Origin of the sequence: Pseudoalteromonas sp. TAB23, from assembly GCF_000498075.1 — a bacterium.
GTDB lineage: Bacteria > Pseudomonadota > Gammaproteobacteria > Enterobacterales > Alteromonadaceae > Pseudoalteromonas > Pseudoalteromonas arctica.
This window is the reverse complement of sequence record NZ_AUTP01000344.1, coordinates 1-22,381: the sequence shown is the minus strand read 5'-3', so window position 1 is coordinate 22,381 and position 22,381 is coordinate 1. Positions and strand designations below refer to the sequence as shown.

Sequence of the window (22,381 nt, the reverse complement as noted above, 5' to 3'; positions counted from 1 at the left end):
TGTTTGAGGAAAAAACAGTGAAAAAAGTGACGTTAATTGCGCTTTTAACTACGCTATTAAGCCCTATGGTAGCGGCTAATAATTTAAGCCCGCATGATGTTGGTATAACTAACGAAGAACGTATTTTATATTGGCTTAAAAAAAGAGACCAAATATCCTCTAGTGAGTTAGATAGTTCATTTAAGTCATATATGAGTAACAAAGAAGTTGCCAATCACTCAATTAAAAATGGCTTTAGGCAATTTAAATCCTCCTCTACGGATTTTTCAAACACAAATAAACAACAAGCCGCTTTTTCAACGTCGCTAGTGCCTGATCAAAGCGTTAATGATGTAAAAGTGTTAGCTATCTTAATTGATTTTCCTGACCTCAAACATGACGATAATCGACTTGTAGAGCAAGACACAGACATGTTTTACGCTGATTATTCAACTGAACACTATCAGCAAATGCTTTTTAATACTCAAGGTTATGCGGGCCCTGATGGACAAAGCTTATCAACGGCTGCAGATTATTATAAAGCAGCATCTGGTAATAGCTTAAACTTTAACGGGCAGGTATATGGCTGGGTAACCGCTGATAGCAATGCAAAAATATATGGTGAACGCCAAGGCAGTACGCGTGATAAAAATGCGCCCGCTTTAGTCAAAGAGGCTGTGGAGAAGGCGGTTGCAAAGTTTAATATTAATTTAGCTGATTATGATTTAACTGATTTAGATGATGTTGATGGCGATGGCATCCTCAACGAGCCTAATGGAATTATTGATCATGTAATGATTTTTCATTCAAGTATTGGTGAGGAGTCAGGTGGCGGTTACCTAAGCACCGACGCTATTTGGTCGCACCGCTACTATGTATTTGATGAAAATAGTGGGCCGAGCGAGATTGCAGGCAGCAGTATTAAACTCTTTGGTTACACAATTAATCCAATTGATGCTGGGATTGGCGTGGTGGTACATGAGTTTGGGCATGACTTGGGATTATTAGATGAATACGACTTACAATCTAACACGGTAGGTGAGCCTGTTGCGTCTTGGTCAGTTATGTCGACAGGAAGTTGGGCAGGTTCGCCACGAGGTTCAGAGCCTGTTATGTTTAGTCCTTATGCGCTTGAATATTTACAAAATCGATACCAGGGTAATTGGGTTAATCAGCTCACGCTTGATATGGATGAGATAGATGCTAACGCACAGCAAACATTAATTAATACTGCGAGTAATTCACAACTACAAAGCCAAATAAAAATAACACTGCCATCTCGACTCGAAAAATTTAAAACGCCAGTAGAAGGCGATTTTCAATACTATTCAAATACGGGCGACAATGTTAGTAACAGCTTAGTTAATACAGTAACGCTACCAAACACAACTGAGGCACTTACTTTAAGCTTTATTGCTTATTACAGTATTGAGCGCGACTATGATTTAGTACAGGTAAAAGTAAATGGGGAGCCTATTGCTAGTAATTATACGCAAGCAATAAACCCATACTATGGTGACATTGGTCCGTATATATCAGGTGATTCATTTTTTAATAGTGATGCTAAGCAGCCTAACGGCTATTTAACTCATAAGTTTGATTTATCAGCTTATGCTGGGCAAATCATTGATCTAAAAATTGAATACATAACAGATGCGAACACACATTATTATGGTTTTGTTGTGGATGATATGCGTATTGTGCAAAGTGATACTTTAATTTGGCAAAATAATGCACAAGATCAAATTAACACCGAGTTTAATGGCTTTGAAAAAATAGGTAGTTACACATATGCATCGCCATCACATTACTATTTACAATTGCGTTCATACACAGGCGTTGATAGTAGTTTGCAAGCAGAGCAGTACTCACCGGGATTATTATTGTGGTATAGCAATGAATCTCAAGCAGATAACAACACGACAGAGCATCCAGGTAGTGGTTTTGCATTAGTGGTAGATGCTGATCAGCGCTCTATAAATAAAGGCAGTACGCAAACTCCGGCTGCTTCAGCAATTCAAATTCGTGATGCTGCTTTTAGTTTATATCCACAGCGAGCTGGATTAGGTGATGATGATTTATCAGCTATTACAGAATTTACTGATAAAACCGACTATAGCTTTTCAGCGCAACAGTCATCGGGCGTTGCCCTTCCACAGGTTGGCTTTGGGTTTAATATTATAAGCCAGTCAGCTGATAGTGAAGATATAGAAGTAGAGCTTAATTACGATGTTACTAAAGGTATTAATTTTACCAAAACAGGTTTAATCGTTAATTTTAATGTAGAAGGTTTTGCACTCACGCCAGCGGATAAATTCACGTGGAATTTTGACGATGGTAGCTCAAGCACAGAGTTAACGCCTACTCATGAATACCAAGACTATGGCACCTATAGCGTTGAGTTTATGGCAAGTAATGATACTTCACAGCAAGTAGCTGTAGCTCAAGTTACATTAGCTGAGCCATTATCTGTAAATGAAATTGAATATGAAATAAACCAAGGAATATTAACAGCTCAAGCTTCGTTTACAGGTGGAGTCGCACCGTATACTTATAATTGGCAGCTAGGGGATGGAAGTACTTTAACGACGCAATCGCTCACTTATAATTATTTATACTCTGGTGATTACCAAGTAACGCTTACAGTGACAGATAACGAAGGCACGGAGCAAACTAAAGCGGTTGATGTAACGGCAACTGTTCCGCTTAGCATAGACGCAAACGTTACAGTAAATGATTTAAGCGCTCAATTTAATGCGCAAGTAACCGGCGGCTTTAATAGTTATACTTACAGTTGGGATTTTGGTGATGGCAGTGCGGTATCAAACTTACAAAACCCAAGGCATACTTATCAAACTGACGGGGCATTTAGTGTAACGTTGAATGTTACTGACACTCAAACAAATGACACTTTTGCTAAAGAGTTATCTCTTACAGTGCAAAAGCAACAAAGTAGTTCTGGTTCAAGTGGCGGATCATTGGCAGGTTTATTAGGATTACTACTGTTAAGTTTATTTAGGTTCAATACTAACTATATAAGCAGGTTGGTATAAGCTTAATTAACAAATAAAAAAAGCCCGCTAAATTAGCGGGCTATTTAAATTAATAACAAATATTAATTATAAACGGTCAATTACTGATTGAGTGAAATCAGTTGTACCGTGGCTGCCGCCTAAATCGCGAGTTGTACGGTCGCCTGATTTAATTACATCAGCAACAGCACTACGAATACGCTCTGCTGTATCGCCCATATCTAAATGCTCAAGCATTTGGATAGACGCTAAAATTACAGATGTTGGGTTAGCTAGGTTTTTGCCAGCAATATCTGGTGCACTACCGTGTACAGCTTCAAAAATTGCAGCGTCTTCACCAATGTTAGCACCTGGAGCCATACCTAAACCGCCAACTAAACCAGCACAAAGGTCAGATAAAATATCACCAAATAAGTTAGTCGTAACAATTACGTCAAACTCTTCAGGTGTCATTACCAGTTTCATACACGTTGCATCAACAATCATTTCATTTGATTCAATTTGTGGGTAACGCTCAGCTACTTCACGTGCTACTTTTAAGAACAAACCAGATGTTGATTTTAAAATGTTAGCTTTATGAACAGCAGTTACTTTTTTACGACCTTCACGTACCGCTAGCTCATATGCAAAAGTTACGATTTTTTCTGCGCCTTCACGCGTAATTATCGATTTTGCTTCTGCTTCATTACCGTCTTCACTTACTATTTGGCCTGCACCTGAGTACATACCTTGCGTATTTTCACGAATAGTAATGATATCAATATCGTCGTAACGCGCTTTAGTGCCAACAAATGATTTAACAGGGCGTACGTTAGCGTATAAACCAAATTGCTTACGAAGTGTTACGTTAATAGACGTAAAACCTTCACCTACAGGCGTTGTTAATGGGCCTTTAAGAGTGATTTTGTTTCTAGCTATTGTATCAACCGTGTCTTGTGGAAGTAACTCACCTGTTTTTTCAAGTGCAGCTAGGCCAGCATCAACAAATTCATAATCAAAGTCGCAACCTGCGGCTTTTAATATTTCAAGTGCTGAGTCGATAATGCTCGGACCGATGCCGTCGCCTTTGATCACTGTGATGGTTTGTTTGGCCATTGACTTTTCCTTTAAAGAGTTTGATTTGCACATAAATTATTACCCTGAGAGAGTAATCGCTTGTTAGATCATTTATGTGAACGTGCTTGAAAATTTAAGGGCGCATTTATATCAACTTATCACCCATTTTGCTAGTTTATACAAGAAATACTGGGTATACACCAAAGTTATAATGGGTATAAAGACGTTAAATAGGGTCCCATAAATTAAATACTATTAAATAACGCGAGAGATTCTAATTTTTGATTAAAATCAGTTGGGTTTTGCCAATTTAGTATTTTCAGCTGTTCGTTTAATGTTTGCAGTTGCCACGCTGTTAGCGCAAGTTCTGGTTTAAAAACACTCTGTGCAACAATTTTAAGTGTGATCCAGAGTTTATGAGAATCAGTTAAGTGTTTTTTAGGTGTTTGCTCTGCTTCTAAAAGTGCCGTTGTCCATGGGTTGTCACTTAATAAATGAGTAAGCTGTTGCGTTAGTTGCTCGTTATTAATTGAATCCACACCAAAAAATGAGCAAATAGGGGCACTCAATGTTTTATTTGGTGTGTCGTCAATCAGCGTTTTACGAGAAAGCTGTGTACTGCATTGCGTTAATAAAAAATGAGCATAAGCATATAAAGGTAATGTAATGTGTTCAAACTGGTCATGTTTATTTTTACTAACTAATAAGGCCATTATTTTCACTAAGCCATTTAATCTGTTAGTAACGTAGGCTTGCAGAGGGTGTGGGGTGACATTAACTAATTGCTCAAAAACAACTCTTTGAATTATCGCAGGCGCATTATAATAACCGACCATCGATAAACTATGCTTTAAGTCTTTAGCGGCCTGATGCTCCTTATTATAAGGTTTTACTGCCTCACATAAATTAGCAACTACCTGAGGGTGAGCCGCCATTAGCTGGCTTAGCCCTTTATAGCTATATTCGTGCTGTGACTTAATATTACTTATTAGTTCAAGTAAAGACTGTGCTTTATCAACGTCAACCACACTTTTTGACTTAACATGTTCACTGTTAAACACTTTGAAGCTAATGGTTTTATCAGCGCAATGCCATTGTTTTGAGTTGTCGTTAAGCGTTGCTTTAACGCTAAACCAAGCCAATTTATTTGGATTAGCGGTACTAATTAAAATATGTTTTTGCTGCGCATCAGTCGCTAAATAAATCATGGTTTGCTCGGCATAAAAAACGCGGCTTCCCGGTAATAGTGGCCCCAAATGGGCTATAAGTGATTTGATTAGCTGCAGTGCAAACAAATTTGGTGTGCGAATGTACAAGTCAGTAAGTGCTTTAAATAAACTCATGTGTTTATTAGCCGTATTACTAGTAATGTTCATACTAATAATATTTGCTAAAGCAATTAGTGTTATGCCCCCATCGTAAAGCATTATTTTAGGAGCACTTACCAATGCTTGTTTATATTTACTTAACTTAGCTAATAATTGCGTAACGGGTTTGGCAGAATCGCCACTGGATAACATTACTTTAGCAGCTAACTGATGACGCATTTTCCATATGTTTTTATCAGAGTCTTGAAAAGGTGTTTGCTCACAGAGCTTGTTTAATTGCGCTCCAACACATAAATGCTCAATGAGTGAAGCCGCTATGTATAGCTCGCTTAGGGCATTGTTATAGTGTTGAGATTTACAAAGTGCAGCGGTTATTACACTCTGACTAACAACTAAGTTGGTGGCATAAGAATAATTAGGATTATAAAGTGTTAAACGAGCTTGTAATGCGAATGGCTGTTCGCTATAGAGCACTCTATATTGCTCAGCTAGCTTACTTGCCATGGGGTATAAGGCTGTCCATTTTTGTTTATTGTTATAATAGCTTAAAAACAGCTGCGTATTATTAAGCAGCTGCTCTAAAGTAGTTGAAACAGCTTCATCCATTAAACCTTCACCTAGTTTTGTTCTTGATATTTATTATATGCACTAGGACCCCATAAAAATAGCTGCCCATTTTTAAATAATAACCCAGTACATTCATCAATAGTGGTTATACCGTCAGATGTTTTATGCTGTGTACGGTAAAAAACAATCTGAAATACCTGTTCACCATCTCGTTTGGCATAAGTAAGGTCGGGGCTGCCTAAATAATCAAGCACAGTATTTAGTGTTGTTGGCTGCTCAAGTGATAGTTTTTCGATATAACGTTTATTGAAAGCCTCTCGGTCTTGCCAAATCATAGCCTGAGGATCATCTTTATAAAAGGTGATCACCAACGCTGCTATCAATGCATATAGCCCTAAACCTAAGATTAAATATCGGATAAATTTTTTCAATATGGTTTACTCTAACTCCGGTAACTAATAAATAGTATACGTTTTGTAATGTTTAGAGGCTATTAACTTGCGATTAATTAAGCCTTAACTGCTTTAAACTAAAGCCTAAATTTATATCGGTGCGTAAACTAACCAAGTGCTTTGAGATTACGTACATATCCATATTAGCGGCTAACTTTGCTTTAATACTCGGGCTTAGAGACTCATCTTCGGCCGCATGCTCAATTGAATTATAGTTATTAACTATTTGCTGCGCAGACTTAGTGCCTATTCCTTTTACTCCCGGAATATCATTTGTTTTATCACCAGCCAAAGCCCAAAAATCAACGAGCTTATTTTGCTCAACACCAAAACGCTCTTTTATACTTGTCTCATCTAAATAGAGTTTTTTAAAATAATCATAAACTGTAATGTAGGGGCCTATATAGGGTAAAAAGCCTTTATCAGTAGAGACAACAGTATTAGCTATTTGATTATTTGATGCCTTAAACGCAAGCGTTGCAATAATGTCATCGGCTTCATCGTTAATAGGCTCAAATACAACAATACCGGTTTCTTCTATTGCGGTTTTAAAGTGCTCTAAGGCATCTTTTAGCACTTGAGGCATTGGGGCACGGGAGTGTTTGTAGTCTTTATAAAAATGATAACGCCAGCTTTTGTCACCATCAAATACCGCAATCGCATGGGTTGCATTACTTGTATCTAAAAGCTTTTTACACGCATGAGCTACACGTGCACAGCACGTTTGTATCATTTGCTCATCACTGTGATGTTTTTGATTAGCGTCAACGGCGTAAATGCGCCTAATTAAATTAAGCGCATCAATAAGAAGTAAATGGGGTTTCAAACTATAAAACTCATGCTTTTATTTTGTAACACGGAATGTATTTGCTGCCAGGGAGTTTCATACGGCCTTGATCAACAAATGCTTGTAATAACGTATCCATATTTTCCATAAGGGCAGGCTCGCCACTTAAAATGTATGGACCGTTTTGCTTAATGGCTTTAACGCCTTCGTCTTTTACATTTCCAGCTACAATACCTGAAAAAGCTCTGCGTAAATTAGCCGCTAATAACTGCTTTGGTTGATCAAGATGTAAATCAAGACTTGCCATATTTTCGTGTGTTGGTGCAAAAGGTTGTTGAAAATCGTTATCGATTTTTAACGTCCAGTTAAAGTAGTAGGCATCGCCTTCACTTTTACGGTAATCACGAACATTGGCCATAGCCGATCTTAGCTTTTGCCCAACTAACTCAGGATTATCAATAATAACTTCAAACTTATCTAATGCTTCTTTACCAAGCGTCATTTCAACAAATTCACACAGCTCTTTAAAGTACGCTTCACTTTCTTTAGGGCCAGTTAAAATAACAGGCAAACATTGTTTGGTGTTATCTGGATGAAGTAATATCCCTAATAAATATAGCAATTCTTCAGCAGTACCTGCGCCTCCAGGAAAAATGATAATAGCGTGAGCTGTTCTTATAAAAGCTTCAAGGCGCTTTTCAATGTCAGGTAAAATAACTAATTCGTTAACAATAGGGTTTGGTGGCTCTGCAGCAATAATGCTTGGCTCTGTTAGGCCTAAGTAACGGTTATTGGTATTGCGCTGTTTTGCATGGCCAATAGTGGCACCTTTCATTGGGCCTTTCATGGCACCAGGGCCACAACCAGTACAAATATTTAATCCACGTAAGCCAAGCTCGTAACCTACTTGTTTTGTGTATTTATATTCAACTTCGTTTATTGAGTGTCCGCCCCAGCATACAACCATACTTGGTTCGCTATTAACACGCAAAGCACCTGCATTTCTGAGCATATCGAACACCATATGAGTAATGGCTTTTTGCTCTTTTAAATCTTTTTCGTATTTTTGACAAATAAACAAAATATCGCGAATAACAGAAAATATATGCTCGTGAATTCCGGTAATTATTTCGCCATCAACAAATGCGGTTTCGGGTGGGTTTTCAAGCTCAATTTTAATACCTCGTTCGCGGCTTACTAAACGAATATCAAAATCTTTGTATTTGTCGTATATATCGCTACTTTCGTCGGTATGGCTACCTACATTAAGCACTGCTAGTACGCAGTTTCTAAATAACTTATAACGCTCACTAGCAGAAGATTGCTCTAATAAATCAACTTCTAATTGCGACAGTAAATCTAAAACCCCAGTTGGGTTTAACTGTATTAACATAGACGTTCTCCTTACTGCTAAATCGTAAAAAACTACTTGTCATAAAATCTATAATGGCTATGACATTATTTACTGGTACAAAGTCTATCTCGTCCTGAGTTTTTGGCCTCGTAAAGAGCATCATCTGCTCTATCAAATGCCTTTAACAGAGTATCGCCTTTTTTAAACTGAGTTGCACCTACCGAGATAGTGATCTCAATTTGTTTTTCTCTAAATTTAAAAGGTATATTTTTAATTACCTTTCTTACTTTATCCAGAGGTAATGTTGCGTTTTCTAGCGATACACCTGGCATTAACAATACAAATTCTTCACCGCCGTAACGCGCTATAAAATCGGACTTTCTTACCGATTTTTGCAACGCTTTTGATATAACCTGTAAGGTAATGTCACCTGCGGTGTGGCCAAATCTATCATTGATAGATTTAAAGTGGTCAACATCAATAACCGCAAGCGTAACATCTGATGGCTGCACATTAAACAAATGCATTTCGTGATTGTAACGTTCATCAAATGCAGCTCGGTTAGGCAGTTTTGTAAGCCCATCAAGTAAACTTTTAAAGCGCTGTTCGTTTAAGCGTTTTTTATACGTTGTTAACTTATCTTCTAAAGTAACAATTCGTTTGTTTATTTCACTAAAGCTAGTGCTAAGCATTTCTCTATCTTTTCGTTCTAACTTTTCTTTTGCTAGAAAATCTTCGCTTAGTGATTTTAATTCGTTATCTACGAGTTCTTTTAAAGATGAGATTGACGTTGCTTTTTGTGTTTGTTCGTTGAGGTTTTTAATTTTTAGTTCAATGCTTTTATTCAACGAATCAAACTCAATACTCATCGATTCTGAGTGTCTACTAGTAGAGACAATAGAATTATGTAGATCTTCGAGGGTTTGATTTAATGAAACTAAAAAGCTTTGTGCAGATTTGCGCTCTTTGCTAATGTTTTTTACTACAACTTCAATTATGTTAATCGCAACATCGAGTAATGCGTCGATTGTGTCACTTTCTGTAATATTATTTTTTATACTATTAATTTGTAGTGTAGCTTCTTCTTCAAGTATAAGTTCGTTAGCTAGCTCAAGTAGTTTTTTTGCACGAGCCTGTTTTACAGGGCCCTGATTATCGGCTTNNNNGCTTGAGGGTCTTGCTTAGTTAGCAATGCTTCATGATAAAAGAGAATAAGTTGATCAAGTAGCGGAATATAACCATGGGTTGATTGAACGTTATTAATCTCTTGATCGAGTAAATTTCTCAGGGCTCTGCGAGTATCGTCTGGTAAACCTTTAGTTTTTTGTAACTGTTTACCTGCATTTTGTACACTGTTGAATAAATCACGTTGCTGAGCTTGCTGAATCGATTCTTGATTTTTAAGTAATATCAAAGTTTCACTAACAAGGGGAGAGAGGTCTTCAAAGCTCATACCTTTATTGAGTGCACTTCTAAATTTAGCAAGGCGATTATCTAACTCAATATCAAGCCCTTTACAGCTTAGCGAAAGTTTAGCTGCAAAGTCGCACAAAATATCCACTTGATGTTTGCGTGCACTCTCAATAGCCATACGAGCATCAATTGCTTGTTTGAGTTTTTTATCTGTTGGATTAGATCTTTCAGACACCTAAGCGTACCGCCATCAAATTAATTTTATTATCTTCAGTTTACAACAAATTTTTATTATGTGTAGTTATCTAGTAAAAAACTTAGAAATTTTAATAAGCTACTACGTATAAACTCGTATACGGGGCAATTTGTCGTATTTAATTCACTTTTAAATAGGGGCTTGCTAGTCTTGCAGGCAATTAAGTTTCCACTAAGAGTCTCTATGAAAAAGTTATTAGCCCTATCTATTTTAGCTGCATGTTCAGCACCTGTATTTGCCGATGTAAATTATTCTTTAGAAATCTCACAACCACAACATCATTTAGGCGATGTAAGTGTTGAGTTTCCAAAAACAGCGCAAGCACATCTTGATATAAAACTTCCTGCATGGCGAACGGGTCGCTATGAAATGCTAAACCTTGCCAATGGCATTCGTTATTTCAAAGCTAAAGATGAAGATGGCAAAGAGTTAAAATGGGAAAAAATTGATCACAGTACATGGCGTGTACACCTTAATGAGCCAACAGAAGTTAATGTTGACTACCAGGTGTATGCAAATGAGCTTGGTAAGCGCGCTCGCCACATTGACGACAGCCACGCATTTATAGATGCATCAGGCTTTTTTATGTTTAGTGAATCATTTCGACAAGAGCCAGTAACCGTTAATTTAGAGGTGCCTAAAAAGTGGCGATCTGTATCGGGTATGGATAATTTAAAAGGCAAAAATTCATTTAAAGCAGCAGATTACGACGTACTTGTTGATTCACCAATCGAAACGGGTATTAACCAACTACACACATTTGAAGTAGATGGCCGTGAATACGATTTAGTTATATGGGGCGATGGTAACTACGATGTAGAGCAAATGCTTACCGATCTTAAAAAATTAGTTGCCACTGGTAATGTAATTTGGGATGGCTATCCGTATGAACGTTATGTATTTATGGTACATGCTACGTCGGGTGCTGGTGGTGCAACAGAGCATTTAAACTCAACAATTATTCAACGTCCACGCGATAGATTTGGTAGCCGCGAAGATTACCTAGCCTTTATTAGCACCGCTGCGCATGAGTTTGTTCATACTTGGAATGTTAAAGCATACCGCCCTCAAGGTTTAGTGCCGTACGATTACACTAATATGAATTACTCTAAACTGCTTTGGATTGCAGAGGGTTCAACAAGTTATTTTGAAGATCATTTAATGGTTCGCTCTGGTATTGAAACCACAGATGAATTTTTTAAAGTGATGAGTAAAACCATTAATCGTCATTTACAAACCCCAGGCCGTGAAGTGCAAAGCGCAAGCGAAACAAGCTTTGATAAATGGATTAACCAAGGTGGCGATCATGCACGTAACTACAGCACTAATATTTATTCAGAAGGTTCATTACTTTCATTAGTTTTAGATATCGACTTGCTAGAAAAAAGCCAAGGTAAAATAAGCTATCGCGACGTACACAAAGCACTTTATAACAATCATAAAATGCCAGCTGGTTTTACAGATATAGATGTACTTAATATCTTAAAAGATTTAACAGGGCGTGATTACTCAAGCTGGTGGCAAGAAAATGTTGAGTCGCCTGCAAGTATTAACTTTGACGACTTACTTACTAAAGTAGGCTTGAAATTTGAACGTCCTGAAAAAGCAAAAGCGCTTGCAAGCATTGATGCTACCGCTAAAAACACAGGCGAGTTACTTACGTTAAGTTACGTTCGCCGTGGTGGCAGTGCGTGGAAAGCAGGTTTAACTACCGATGATAAAATTGTCGCTATAAACAAACATCACGTAGGTAAAGATTTAAAAACCAGCTTAGAAACGTTTAAAAAAGGCGATAAAGTAACCATTGACTATCTTCGTCGCGATGCTCTTGAAAGCTTAACATTAGTATTATCAGAAGATTTTGATAAGCCTAAAAAAGTAGTTGCTGATAAAGAGGCAACGCCTGAGCAAAAAGCACTATTCAAAGCATGGATTGGCGTGGAACATCCAAATGATGTGACAAAAAAATAAATTCAGTTTTTATAGCGTTTAAATATAGTTAACAATTATTAAAAAAGAGCTTCGGCTCTTTTTTTGTTTTGTATAATGGCGTATATAATGTACATGGAAATTTAATATTAAAATTAATTATTATTTAGTATTTCTCTATTATTAAATAAAATTATTTATGGATATAGCCTCAAATGAAATTAGATAACCCGACTTCAAACTTAACCCATCAATTTGTAATTAACGACTATTTGCATCAGTTATTTGATGCGGTAAATGTTATTTCTGTTCAAGGTTATGACAATGAACGTCGTGTTATTTATTGGAATGAAGGCAGTGAGCGACTTTATGGATATACCAAAGAAGAAGCCATAGGACAAAAAATAGAAGACCTTATAATTCCAGAGCCAATGTGTGAATTAGTTATTAACGCACATAGTGATTGGGTAAAAAAAGATATAGAAATTCCAGCATCTGAAATTATCTTACAAGACAAGAATGGAAACAATGTATCGGTTTTTTCCAGCCATGTTATGTTTACAAATCAATATAATACAAAACAAATGTACTGTATTGATATTGATTTATCTGAGGTTAAAAAGGCACAAGCAGATGCGTCATTTAATGAGCATATGCTAAAAACTATTTTTGGAGCAATTCCTGACTTATTTTTCTTGATGGAAAATGATGGAACTATTATTGAGTATCATGCCAGTAATGAGACCGATCTCTACACCAAGCCAAAGCAATTTATTGGTAAAAAAATGGGTGATGTACTCCCTCAAGATGTAGCCAAAAAATTTGAAACCTATATCAGCCTTGTATTAGAAAAAGAGCAGATGATGAGCTTTAAATACGAGCTAGCTTTGCCCCATGGGCTCGTTTTTTTTGAAGCAAGAATAAATAAAATAACAGAACATAACCAGTTAATGGTTATTATTCGAGATATTACAGAACAGCATAAATCAGATGAAATAATTAGACATCAAGCGTATTACGATAGTCTAACTTTACTCCCAAATCGTTTTTTAGCACTTGATCGTTTGTCGCAATTACTTATTGAAGCACAAAGAAATAACGAGAAAGCGGCAGTACTGTTTTTGGATTTAGATGATTTTAAAAAAATAAATGACTCTTTAGGCCATGAAACAGGAGACAAACTTTTAATTGAATCAGCGCAAAGGCTGCAAGAGGCACTGCGAAAAGACGACACGGTAGGGCGCCTAGGTGGAGATGAGTTTATCGTATTACTACGAGGTATAACTGATCACCATGCAGCGCTAAAAATTACTGAAAAACTGGTCAATAACTTTAGAGCCCCTTTTAAAATTGAGGGCCGGGGACATATACTAACAGCGAGTATTGGTGTAGCCATATACCCAGAAAATGGTACAACCGTTGCTGATTTATTACGAAATGCTGACACTGCAATGTATCAAGCAAAATCATATGGTCGTAATACTTATTCATTTTTTACTAAAAAGATGAACGTAATTATTCAGCGCCGACTAGTAATAGAAGAGCAGATGCGTGGCGCCCTTGAGCGTAATGAATTTGAGTTATTCTACCAGCCCCAATTTGACGCCAAAAATAAACACATCATTGGTGCAGAAGCGTTATTACGCTGGCATAACCCTGTGCTAGGTAATGTAACACCCGATGAGTTTATACCTATTGCCGAAAATACAGGATTAATTGTACCTATTGGCAAGTTTGTAATTAGCCAAGCATTACACTTTTTAAACACATGGCAAAGTACCTGTAAACGCCAACAAAAATATACAATGGCTGTTAACTTATCTCCTCGCCAATTTAGAGACGTAGGGTTGCTCAGTTTCATTCAAAACTCATTGAGTGAAACAAACGTAAATCCCGAAAGTTTAGAGCTTGAAATAACTGAAGGTGTATTGATGAGTTGCCACACTAATGTTGTTGATATACTGACTGAAATTACTGCATTAGGCATTAACTTATCAATGGATGACTTTGGTACAGGTTATTCATCATTAAGTTATTTGAGAGAATACCCTTTTAATGTACTCAAAATAGATAGAAGTTTTATTGACGGTATTGTATTAAACAATGAAGACTGTAATCTCGTAAAGGCAATTATTGCCATGTCGCACAGCTTAGGACTGACAGTGGTAGCCGAAGGTGTAGAAACAAAAGAGCAGCATACTTTATTGAACGAATTGGGTTGTGATTTTATGCAAGGCTTCTATTTTAGTAAACCCATACCAGCAAAACAGTTTCTTGATTTTTCGATGAATTTTGATAAAAAGTAAGATTAAACACTCGATTGTAACAATTCATTGCACGGCTATTGACCTTATTGTCCCATCGCGAGTAACCTGTTATAGAAACAAATAAAAAGGATTCTATAATGCGTTTAAAACCTCTTGTAGCTACATTAGTAGCCACATTTTCTTTATCACTTTCAAGTAGTGCCATAGCCGACGAAGGCATGTGGCAACCACACCAACTTCCAGAGTTAGAATCAATTTTAAAAGCCAAAGGGCTTGAAATTGATGTTGAATCTATTTCTAAATTAACCGAATTCCCAATGAATGCGGTAATTAGCCTAGGTGGCTGTACAGCATCGTTTGTATCGCCTAAGGGTTTAGTTGTGTCAAACCATCACTGTGTTTATGGCTCGGTACAATACAACTCAACGCCTGAAAACAATATTTTAGAAAATGGCTTTTTAGCTAAAAGTCCTAAAGAAGATTTACCTGCAGCGCCGGGCTCACGCGTATATGTAACAAAAACGGTTACCAACGTAACAGATGAAGTAATTAAAGGTACTAACGAGTTAACAGCAAAAGCACGCTACGACGCACTCGAAAAAAATGAAAAAGCGCTAGTAGCCCAATGTGAAGCCGACGAAAGCTATCGTTGTAACGTGTATTCGTTTCATGGTGGTTTAGAGTTTTACCTAATTAAGTCACTTGAAATTAAAGACGTACGCTTAACTTATGCACCGGCAATGGGCGTAGGTAAATACGGCGGCGATATAGATAACTGGATGTGGCCGCGCCACACAGGCGACTTTGGTTTTTACCGCGCTTATGTAGGCAAAGATGGAAAACCTGCAGAGTACAGCGAAGACAACGTACCTTACGTACCTGACTCTTACCTAAAAGTAAGTGCCAAAGGCGTGCAAGAAGGCGACTTTGTAATGGTTACAGGCTACCCANCTAACCGCTACCGTATAGCAACAGAGGTAGATAACGTATTTAACGACAGCTACCCTAAAGCACGCGTTCATAACTCAAAATACGTGTCGCTTATTGAAGAAAATTCAGAAGACGGCAGTAAAGCGCGTATTGCTTACGAAAGCACCATTGCAGGTTATAACAACTATATTAAAAACTATGGTTCGATGATCGAAAGCTTCAAAAAAGGCACTATGCTTGAGCGCAAAAAACAGTTTGAGCAAGATCTAACACAATGGATCAATAGTGACGGTGAGCGTAAAGAGCAATACGGAAGCGTATTAGGTGAGCTATCTGAGCTAATTGCGCAATCACAAGAGCACAGTGAACGCGACCGTATGTTAGGTTATGTACATCGCTCACAAATGATCAGCACAGCACGACGTTTATACCGCTTAGCTTATGAAAAGCAAAAGCCAAATAGCGAACGTGAATCTGGTTATCAAGAGCGTGACTTACCTCGCATTAAAGCAGGGCTTGAGCGCATGACGCGCCGTTATGATAGCAAAGTAGACAAAGCTATTTTACTGCACTTTTTAGAACTGTATGCAGCACTTCCAAAAGAAGAGCGTTTTAGCGACGTTGATAACGTATTTAAAGTACAAAATGGGTTTGATAAAGCAACCCAAAGCGCGTTACTTGATAGCATGTATGAGCAGTCAAGACTCGATAATGCCACTGTTCGCAATTCATTATTTGAGCAATCGTTTAGCCAGCTAAATCAAAGCCAAGACCCATTTGTGCAGTACGCTAAAGCAATATTTAAAGTAATGAAAGCTGAGGAAGACAAATCAAAAGCACTTGCAGGTAAATTACAAGCCGCTCGCCCAGAGCTAATGAGCGCAATCATTGCGTTTAACAAAGCTAAAAACAAACCTGTGCCAATAGCACATTACGAGTAACCTATGGCACCGTAGGCGGCTACTCACCTCAAGATGGCTTGGTAGCAACACCTTTTACCTCGCTTGAAGGGTTACTAGCTAAAAACACTGATGTTGACCCATTTAATGCACCTAAAAAGCTACAAGAGCAAATTAAAGCCAAGCTTTACGGTGATTACACGGGTGGCATGAATACAGTACCAGTAAACTTTTTATCAAATGTAGACACTACCGGTGGTAACTCAGGTTCGCCAACACTTAACGGCAAAGCAGAGCTTGTTGGTTTACTGTTTGACGGTGTTTACGAAAGTATTATTGGTGACTGGGATTACAACCCAGAGCTTAATCGCTCAATCCACGTTGATTCGCGCTACATGCTGTGGGTAATGGATAAAGTAGATAATGCACAAAACTTGTTAGACGAAATGACAATCGTAAAATAAGTAATTAGTGAGATAAGAGAAGGGCGCTTACCGTAAAGGAAGCGCCTTTTTTGTTGGTGTTTGATTCGTTTATATATGACTGGTAAGTGCCATGATCGGATAATCGAAACCTTAGTCGCTTGTTAGGTGTTTTTATAAACTAGCTAGCTTTTACACTTTGTATGCAACTAGATGATAAAACTATTGGCTCCATACTATAACGAATACCAGCTATATCCATTTTACTTGGAAAACTATAAGCTTTTATCAACTCTAATGTATCCATATTTAACATAAATGTATATTCAATATTTTTAGCTGGATGAGTAGCTATGATATTAAAATATGGTGGTAGTTTTCCTCGAGTGTGATACCAAGAACTTGAAAATGATAATTCATTTTTAACGAAATATTTGGCGATGCACTTAGGGATTAGCAATTTGCGATTTGATATTTGCAAAGTTAAGCGTTGAACATTGAAATTTGCAGGTAAATATTTGTCAGGCAACCCTTTAAAATTACCGTTTGCTTCGAGTGTAATACCTGTATCTTTATGAGCAAAACTAAAGGAGCAAAAAAGAATTAAAAATAGTGACAAACTTAACCGCATTCTGAGAAACACCTAACGCCCGCATTTGCGGCTGGTTTGCGCGGAGCGTAAAACCAGTCCGACAACATGCGTTTGTTATATGCTTTATAGTGCAATTTATTTAGAGTTCATTTTTTCTTGCGCTTCTTTTGTATAAGTTACTAATGAGCCACCCGGAGAACCACTATTTACTGAGAATTGATTGATCGCAGTTAAGAGTATTTCTTTCTTAAATGCCACGTGGATGGCATTTGCTGTTCCATTGTTTATTCTGGCAGTCAAGGTATTTGGCCATCTGTGAGACAGCTCTTTCGGTGAATAGATTGTGTTATATCCAACATAAACGCAAATCAATGGTATCTGGTATAAATCAACAGCCTTTTCGATTTCGTATGACAACATGCTGCCCGTTTTTCTAGTGTCATCACTTAGTATGACAATGCAGTTTTTTGATGCAGCCAATCGTTCTCTGATCCTTGATTCTAATGTCCCCCGAAGACTTGTATCTCTTACTGCCGCAGTTTTGTCATGGCTGTTTACAAACTTAAAATCTATATTTTTTCCTACACTCCATGCCTGCATTGTTGCGTAATACTTAAAGTCAGACTCAGTAGGGTTTATCTTTCCTAGTCCATCAAAAGCGATATAGGTTCCAGTTCTGTTTGCCATGCTATTCCCCAAGTTACATAAATTTAAACATTAGTTATAATTCAAATTCCATTTTCTATGGTTTTGATATCCAGCAGATTTATGCTAGAAATTTTATCTTTGTGAATGACAATGCTTAATTTCGCTGGATGTTTAAATTTCATTTCACTCACCCTAAATGTCCAAAGCATTATCTTAAGTAATTCTTCGTCGCTGATATTTTTATGTTCTTTAATTCGAGTAATACCAGACCCAAATATTGGAACCGAAACACTTTTCTGAGAATAAACTCGGTTAACGCTATCCCAAAAATTTATTAAAAATTCCAGATACTCAGGCATACTAAGAACAGCTTTATTCTGACTATCAAATTTCGAAAAAGCCGTCAGTAGATAGTCACCTATAAGACAAGCCGTTCCTAATTTGAATTTTTTTGACTTTCCTATGCGTTTAACATCTCCATCTATTAGCTCGCCATCCTCAAATTGATAGTCTTCGATAATTTGCTCCAGTTCAGCCACTGATAAATTAGAGTGTTCATTGATGTATATTCCATTCAGTGAGTTCTTGGAAATAATCCTGTCGTCCACTTGAGTATCGAAATATTCGTTAAATGCTATCGCTTTAATGCCAGGCTGACTAAACAAGTCTCCTGTCAAAACTGATACTTTACTTCCATCAATTGAAAGATTCAGGTGTTGTAAATTATTGTATCGCCACCATAGAAAAACGTACAAACCGACAAAGAAAAGTACAACTGACAAACCGGCACAAGTTTTATACTTATCTGAGACATCAATAAAAATAAAAGCTATCGAGAAAATGGCCGATATCAGCGACAACTTTTTCAAGAACTCCTGCCATACGACCTTGTCTGTAATCTTAACTTTCAATCTATGCCCCCTTTCCTTGATCAATGAATTGGTCGCCCAATGCCTAGGGCATATAACGCCCGTATTAACAGACTAAAAATAGTTGGTTAAAATAAGCGACGCAGGAGCAAAAACCAACTGTTTTTTGTCCTAGTTGAATCGTCTTGTTAGGTTTTAGTTGCCACATAACTCTCACAATTCTCAGTGACTTTTGTAACTAATGCTTGGATATTATTTTCACAATACTTAATCTGATCAAGAACCCAAGGGTAGTGCTTAAAATGTTCAAACATACCGTATTCCCTTTGTGTTTCTTCTATCACAGGTTGAACCGGTAAAGAGGGAAAGTTTGGGATTATTTGAGTAAGCTCTTGTGGGATACTCTTAGGGCTTGATAGATCGGCAACAACAAATTTAGCTAGTGATGCCAAAGTAATGATAGTCTCGGTTACATCTCTATTGCTCGGACCTTCGAAATCAAAAAGCACAGGAAGATAACCTCTACCTTGTAATTCTGTTTTGATGGTATCAAGAACAGCTTTTCGTTCCTCAGTAAACCGACCTAAAATCAGAACGACTTTAGAAGTGATTGTGTCAATTACATCCCTGATTTTTGAGTTATTGACTAACAGTGAAATAACTTGAGCCATTTCGATAGTTGGAACTGTAATTGACGTTCCTTCTTCTTCAATTAAGATATTACTTTGGGTGCTACCATCTAAAATCAAATCCCAAGCAGATATACCGTAAACCCTAGCTTCGTTTATAACGGTACCTGTAAAGTCTGTTTTTACTAAACTCATATTACTTAATTTAGTAGAAATAAATTTTGAGCCTGAGAAGTTTGTCTCTTCAGCACTACAATATGAAAGATCTGAGTTTGTAAAATCACATTCATGGAATTCTGCAGAGCCTATTTTTGAAACCGCTAGGCTAGATTCTTCAAAACTACAGTTTTGAAAAAATGAGAAGCAAATATCTGAGAAGTTGAGCGTGCTACCAGCAAAAAAGCAACGTATAAAATAAGAGTTTCTTGCAGTAATGCGGTTTAGGTTCATGTGCGCTAGGTTGTAACCCGTAAATTCTGGCATATCATACATTTCTTTATATGTATGAACGTCTTTTTCAAAATCTATATCAGAAAGATCAGGGCTTAAATTAGGATTCTCTTCTCTCCAAGCATTCCATACTTGAGAGCCTTTTTTGAAGATTTCCACATGTTCGGCTATTGCCACAAAACTCTCCTAAAACCTAACACTTTAGTATTTATGCGACACGCAGTTTGTGTTGCATAATCGCTTGTTGGACTGAGGCGCTACCTGCTCGGTGTGTCAGAGTTGGTGTTGTTTATGCTATGGGAATTTGCTTTTTAGAGGCTCTAGCTAAATCAGCTAATTTAATAAGCTTACCTATTATAATTTAAGCTTTCCCTGCATTGCTCAGCGTTTATTATCTATTCATTAAACCGAATGTTTAACCGTTAAGCAAGGATATTTTTCGCTCGCACAGTCGCTATTAGCCTGAGCAATTAAGCAGGTTAACTTATTGATTTGATGCAGCAAGCAAGGCTGCTAACTCGTTCGCGCTATTTTATTTGTCGCCTCATCTAAATTCATCACACCAATAAATCGTAAGGTACCCGTCTTGCATGACTGGCAAGACCAATGGGGTATTAATCGTTCTTGCTCTACCTTCGGCTTCACCGCTTTGCATGGGGTTGCTGATACTTGAGCCTTTATTAACCCTAACTTTCGCTTGCGACACGCATTAGCTAAAAAGCCATAGTGACGAATGCGCATAAACCCTTTGGGCAATACATGTTGTAAGTAGCGCCGTAAAAATTCATCACAACTCAGAGTCATGACTTTATCGCGGTTGTTATCTGCATAATCGCGGTATTTAAAGCTCACTGTTTCTTCAGTCGCTGACACTAATCGCGATTCTGACATCACGCCTTTTCGGGTATAACGAGCAAGGTAACTAACTAGCTTTTCACTGTACGTTAAACAGGCTTTGCTATACACGCACCATTTGGTTGGTGTGCTTACCTTCGCGAATGAACTATCGCATTCATTGAGCGCCGCGAGCATTTTCCCTCTAAACACTGTTGATAATGCTTTAACGGGGTATAAATAGCCTTTTTCTATTTCATGCCAGTGCGCTTTATCAAGCGCGCCTGCGGGTATCAAGCAATGCAGGTGAATATGCTGACTTAAGTTCTGCCCCCACGTATGCAGTACGCTTGTCATGCCTAACTGGCCATGCCTCTTTCGTTTCGCAAATTTACCAGCGTTTGCCATGCGGCTTTAAATAAACAGTGATACAACGCGTTTGGGTTGTAGTGCGCAATGATATTTAACTCATGCGGGAGCGTAAAAACAAGGTGGAAATAGCGACACGATAATAAATCCTCTTGTTGTCTTTGCACCCATTTAGCCGTTGCCATACCTTGGCAACGTGGGCAATGCCGATCTCGACAGCTACATCCAATTTGTTGTACTTCACTACAGTTATCACATTGCCATGCTTGATAACCGAGCTGACCCGTTCTGCATGATTGAAGGTGTTGGCAGACTCGTAACTGCTGATAACTCATTATGTGGTGCTGCCGATAATTCCCAAGGCCAGAATTTAAAATATCAGCGAGGTGTAAGCCGCTCATTGGTTTCCCCAACTTGCGAGTAAATCAATACCACCATGCCCTAATTCAGGTAACCAGTGTAAGTAACTTTGCGTGGTTCTAATGTCACTGTGACCAAGCTGATGTTGAAGTTGATGAAGCGGCATCCCTAACTCAAGTTGATGTGTTGCATAAGCATGGCGTAATACATGTGGATTACAGTGCTTTAAACCACACATTTGTGCATGTTTTTTCAATGCCTTTCTGAAGCTTGAGGGTGACATGGGTTTATCCATTAACCATCGTGAATAAAACATCCAGCCCGTTGGGTGATACATTTTCCAATAGCAACGTAATTGATTTAGCACGCTATCTGATACAACAACATAGCGTGACTTATCTCCTTTACCATGTTCAATTAAAATGGTTTTACGCTGTCCATCGATGTCTTGCACTTTGATGCGCAGCAGTTCGCCAATACGCAAACCACATCCATAACACACCACTATCAATGTTTTTAAGCGCATATCCGTGCAACTTTCTATAAGTCGTCGAATATCATCACGCGATAAATAAGTAGGTGCCCGAGGTTTTGCTTTAGGCAAGGCTATGTCTAAGTTCAGTGGGCGGTGTAAAATATTCTTAAACAAAAACCAAATGCTGTTTATTTGTATTTTTTGACTCGCTCTGGAGAGCTTGCGAATGGCGGGATCTTTAAAAAAGATATTCAGCTCATCATCAGTAATTAAATTGAGTGGTTTATTAAAATAATGGCTGAGTTTAAGTAAATGCTCGCAATAACTTTTACAGGTACTTTGTGAATAACCACGGTAGGCTATTTCAGTTTTGACTTGTTCAATGAGTGTATTCATGACTTACCTCCAAATATGGGATAACCCCAAGGTAAGTGTGGCTCAAATGGTCAGAATAGGATCTCCGCGTAGCGGCTTAGTTCAACAA

Annotated in this window: 15 protein-coding genes and 2 pseudogenes; 4 read left to right on the top strand and 13 right to left on the bottom strand. The window is 37.8% G+C overall.

All coding sequences use genetic code 11. From position 1 onward, the window contains the following. Positions 1 to 17: 17 nt before the first annotated feature. Positions 18 to 3,032, top strand: a complete 3,015-nt coding sequence (locus L654_RS0123005; protein WP_024609158.1) for an immune inhibitor A domain-containing protein — start codon at positions 18 to 20, stop codon at positions 3,030 to 3,032. 66 nt (positions 3,033 to 3,098) lie between these two features. Here the strand turns inward: L654_RS0123005 and L654_RS0123000 are convergent, their stop codons facing one another. The 7 genes from L654_RS0123000 to L654_RS1000000128725 form a co-directional block, all read right to left on the bottom strand. Beyond that, on the bottom strand, positions 3,099 to 4,106 hold the full coding sequence (locus tag L654_RS0123000; RefSeq protein ID WP_007580684.1) for an isocitrate dehydrogenase: 1,008 nt from the start codon (positions 4,104 to 4,106) through the stop codon (positions 3,099 to 3,101). A gap of 206 nt (positions 4,107 to 4,312) precedes the next feature. Beyond that, positions 4,313 to 6,001 (bottom strand): hypothetical protein, encoded by a 1,689-nt coding sequence (locus tag L654_RS0122995; RefSeq protein ID WP_024609157.1) that lies wholly within the window; start codon positions 5,999 to 6,001, stop codon positions 4,313 to 4,315. Positions 6,002 to 6,012: 11 nt separating this feature from the next. Beyond that, entirely contained in the window at positions 6,013 to 6,396 is a 384-nt protein-coding gene (locus L654_RS0122990; RefSeq protein ID WP_024609156.1) for a DUF3192 domain-containing protein, read from the bottom strand. A gap of 70 nt (positions 6,397 to 6,466) precedes the next feature. Then, positions 6,467 to 7,240 carry a flap endonuclease Xni gene (gene xni, locus L654_RS0122985; RefSeq protein WP_024609155.1) on the bottom strand — a complete coding sequence of 258 codons (774 nt, stop codon included), beginning with the start codon at positions 7,238 to 7,240 and terminating at the stop codon, positions 6,467 to 6,469. A 10-nt stretch (positions 7,241 to 7,250) separates the two neighbouring features. Next, the gene (gene ppnN / locus L654_RS0122980; protein WP_007580678.1) at positions 7,251 to 8,594 is read right to left on the bottom strand and encodes a nucleotide 5'-monophosphate nucleosidase PpnN; all 1,344 of its coding nucleotides are present in this window, start codon (positions 8,592 to 8,594) and stop codon (positions 7,251 to 7,253) included. Positions 8,595 to 8,659: 65 nt separating this feature from the next. Further along, the gene (locus L654_RS1000000128460; RefSeq protein WP_343223608.1) at positions 8,660 to 9,622 is read right to left on the bottom strand and encodes a GGDEF domain-containing protein; all 963 of its coding nucleotides are present in this window, start codon (positions 9,620 to 9,622) and stop codon (positions 8,660 to 8,662) included. Positions 9,623 to 9,693: 71 nt separating this feature from the next. After that, entirely contained in the window at positions 9,694 to 10,203 is a 510-nt protein-coding gene (locus tag L654_RS1000000128725) for a hypothetical protein (RefSeq protein WP_343223607.1), read from the bottom strand. Between the two features lie 204 nt (positions 10,204 to 10,407). On the opposite strand from L654_RS1000000128725, the gene L654_RS0122970 reads away from it, so the two are divergent. The 3 genes and pseudogenes from L654_RS0122970 (at position 10,408) to L654_RS01000000126700 (ending at position 16,713) form a co-directional block, all read left to right on the top strand. After that, complete coding sequence (locus L654_RS0122970; protein WP_024609154.1) at positions 10,408 to 12,195, top strand: PDZ domain-containing protein; 1,788 nt, start codon at positions 10,408 to 10,410, stop codon at positions 12,193 to 12,195. A gap of 173 nt (positions 12,196 to 12,368) precedes the next feature. Continuing rightward, a complete protein-coding gene (locus L654_RS0122965) occupies positions 12,369 to 14,459 on the top strand; it encodes a bifunctional diguanylate cyclase/phosphodiesterase (RefSeq protein WP_024609153.1) in 2,091 nt (696 codons plus the stop codon). 98 nt (positions 14,460 to 14,557) lie between these two features. Beyond that, positions 14,558 to 16,713, top strand: a pseudogene (locus tag L654_RS01000000126700) (S46 family peptidase). A 139-nt stretch (positions 16,714 to 16,852) separates the two neighbouring features. Here the strand turns inward: L654_RS01000000126700 and L654_RS0122955 are convergent. The 6 genes and pseudogenes from L654_RS0122955 to L654_RS0122930 all read right to left on the bottom strand — a co-directional run bounded on the left by L654_RS0122955 (position 16,853) and on the right by L654_RS0122930 (position 22,293). Next, positions 16,853 to 17,290 carry a hypothetical protein gene (locus tag L654_RS0122955; RefSeq protein ID WP_139016126.1) on the bottom strand — a complete coding sequence of 146 codons (438 nt, stop codon included), beginning with the start codon at positions 17,288 to 17,290 and terminating at the stop codon, positions 16,853 to 16,855. 108 nt (positions 17,291 to 17,398) lie between these two features. Then, positions 17,399 to 17,950, bottom strand: coding sequence for a TIR domain-containing protein (locus tag L654_RS0122950; protein ID WP_024609151.1), 552 nt, complete (start codon positions 17,948 to 17,950; stop codon positions 17,399 to 17,401). 41 nt (positions 17,951 to 17,991) lie between these two features. Beyond that, the gene (locus L654_RS0122945) at positions 17,992 to 18,822 is read right to left on the bottom strand and encodes a macro domain-containing protein (RefSeq protein ID WP_024609150.1); all 831 of its coding nucleotides are present in this window, start codon (positions 18,820 to 18,822) and stop codon (positions 17,992 to 17,994) included. 146 nt (positions 18,823 to 18,968) lie between these two features. Further along, positions 18,969 to 20,036: a pentapeptide repeat-containing protein gene (locus L654_RS0122940; protein WP_024609149.1), complete on the bottom strand. Its 1,068-nt coding sequence runs from the start codon at positions 20,034 to 20,036 to the stop codon at positions 18,969 to 18,971. A 336-nt stretch (positions 20,037 to 20,372) separates the two neighbouring features. Next, positions 20,373 to 21,463: pseudogene (locus L654_RS01000000126695) on the bottom strand (IS91 family transposase). Next, a complete protein-coding gene (locus L654_RS0122930; protein ID WP_024607783.1) occupies positions 21,460 to 22,293 on the bottom strand; it encodes a tyrosine-type recombinase/integrase in 834 nt (277 codons plus the stop codon). Before L654_RS0122930 ends, L654_RS01000000126695 begins: the two are co-directional and overlap by 4 nt. Positions 22,294 to 22,381 lie beyond the last annotated feature (88 nt).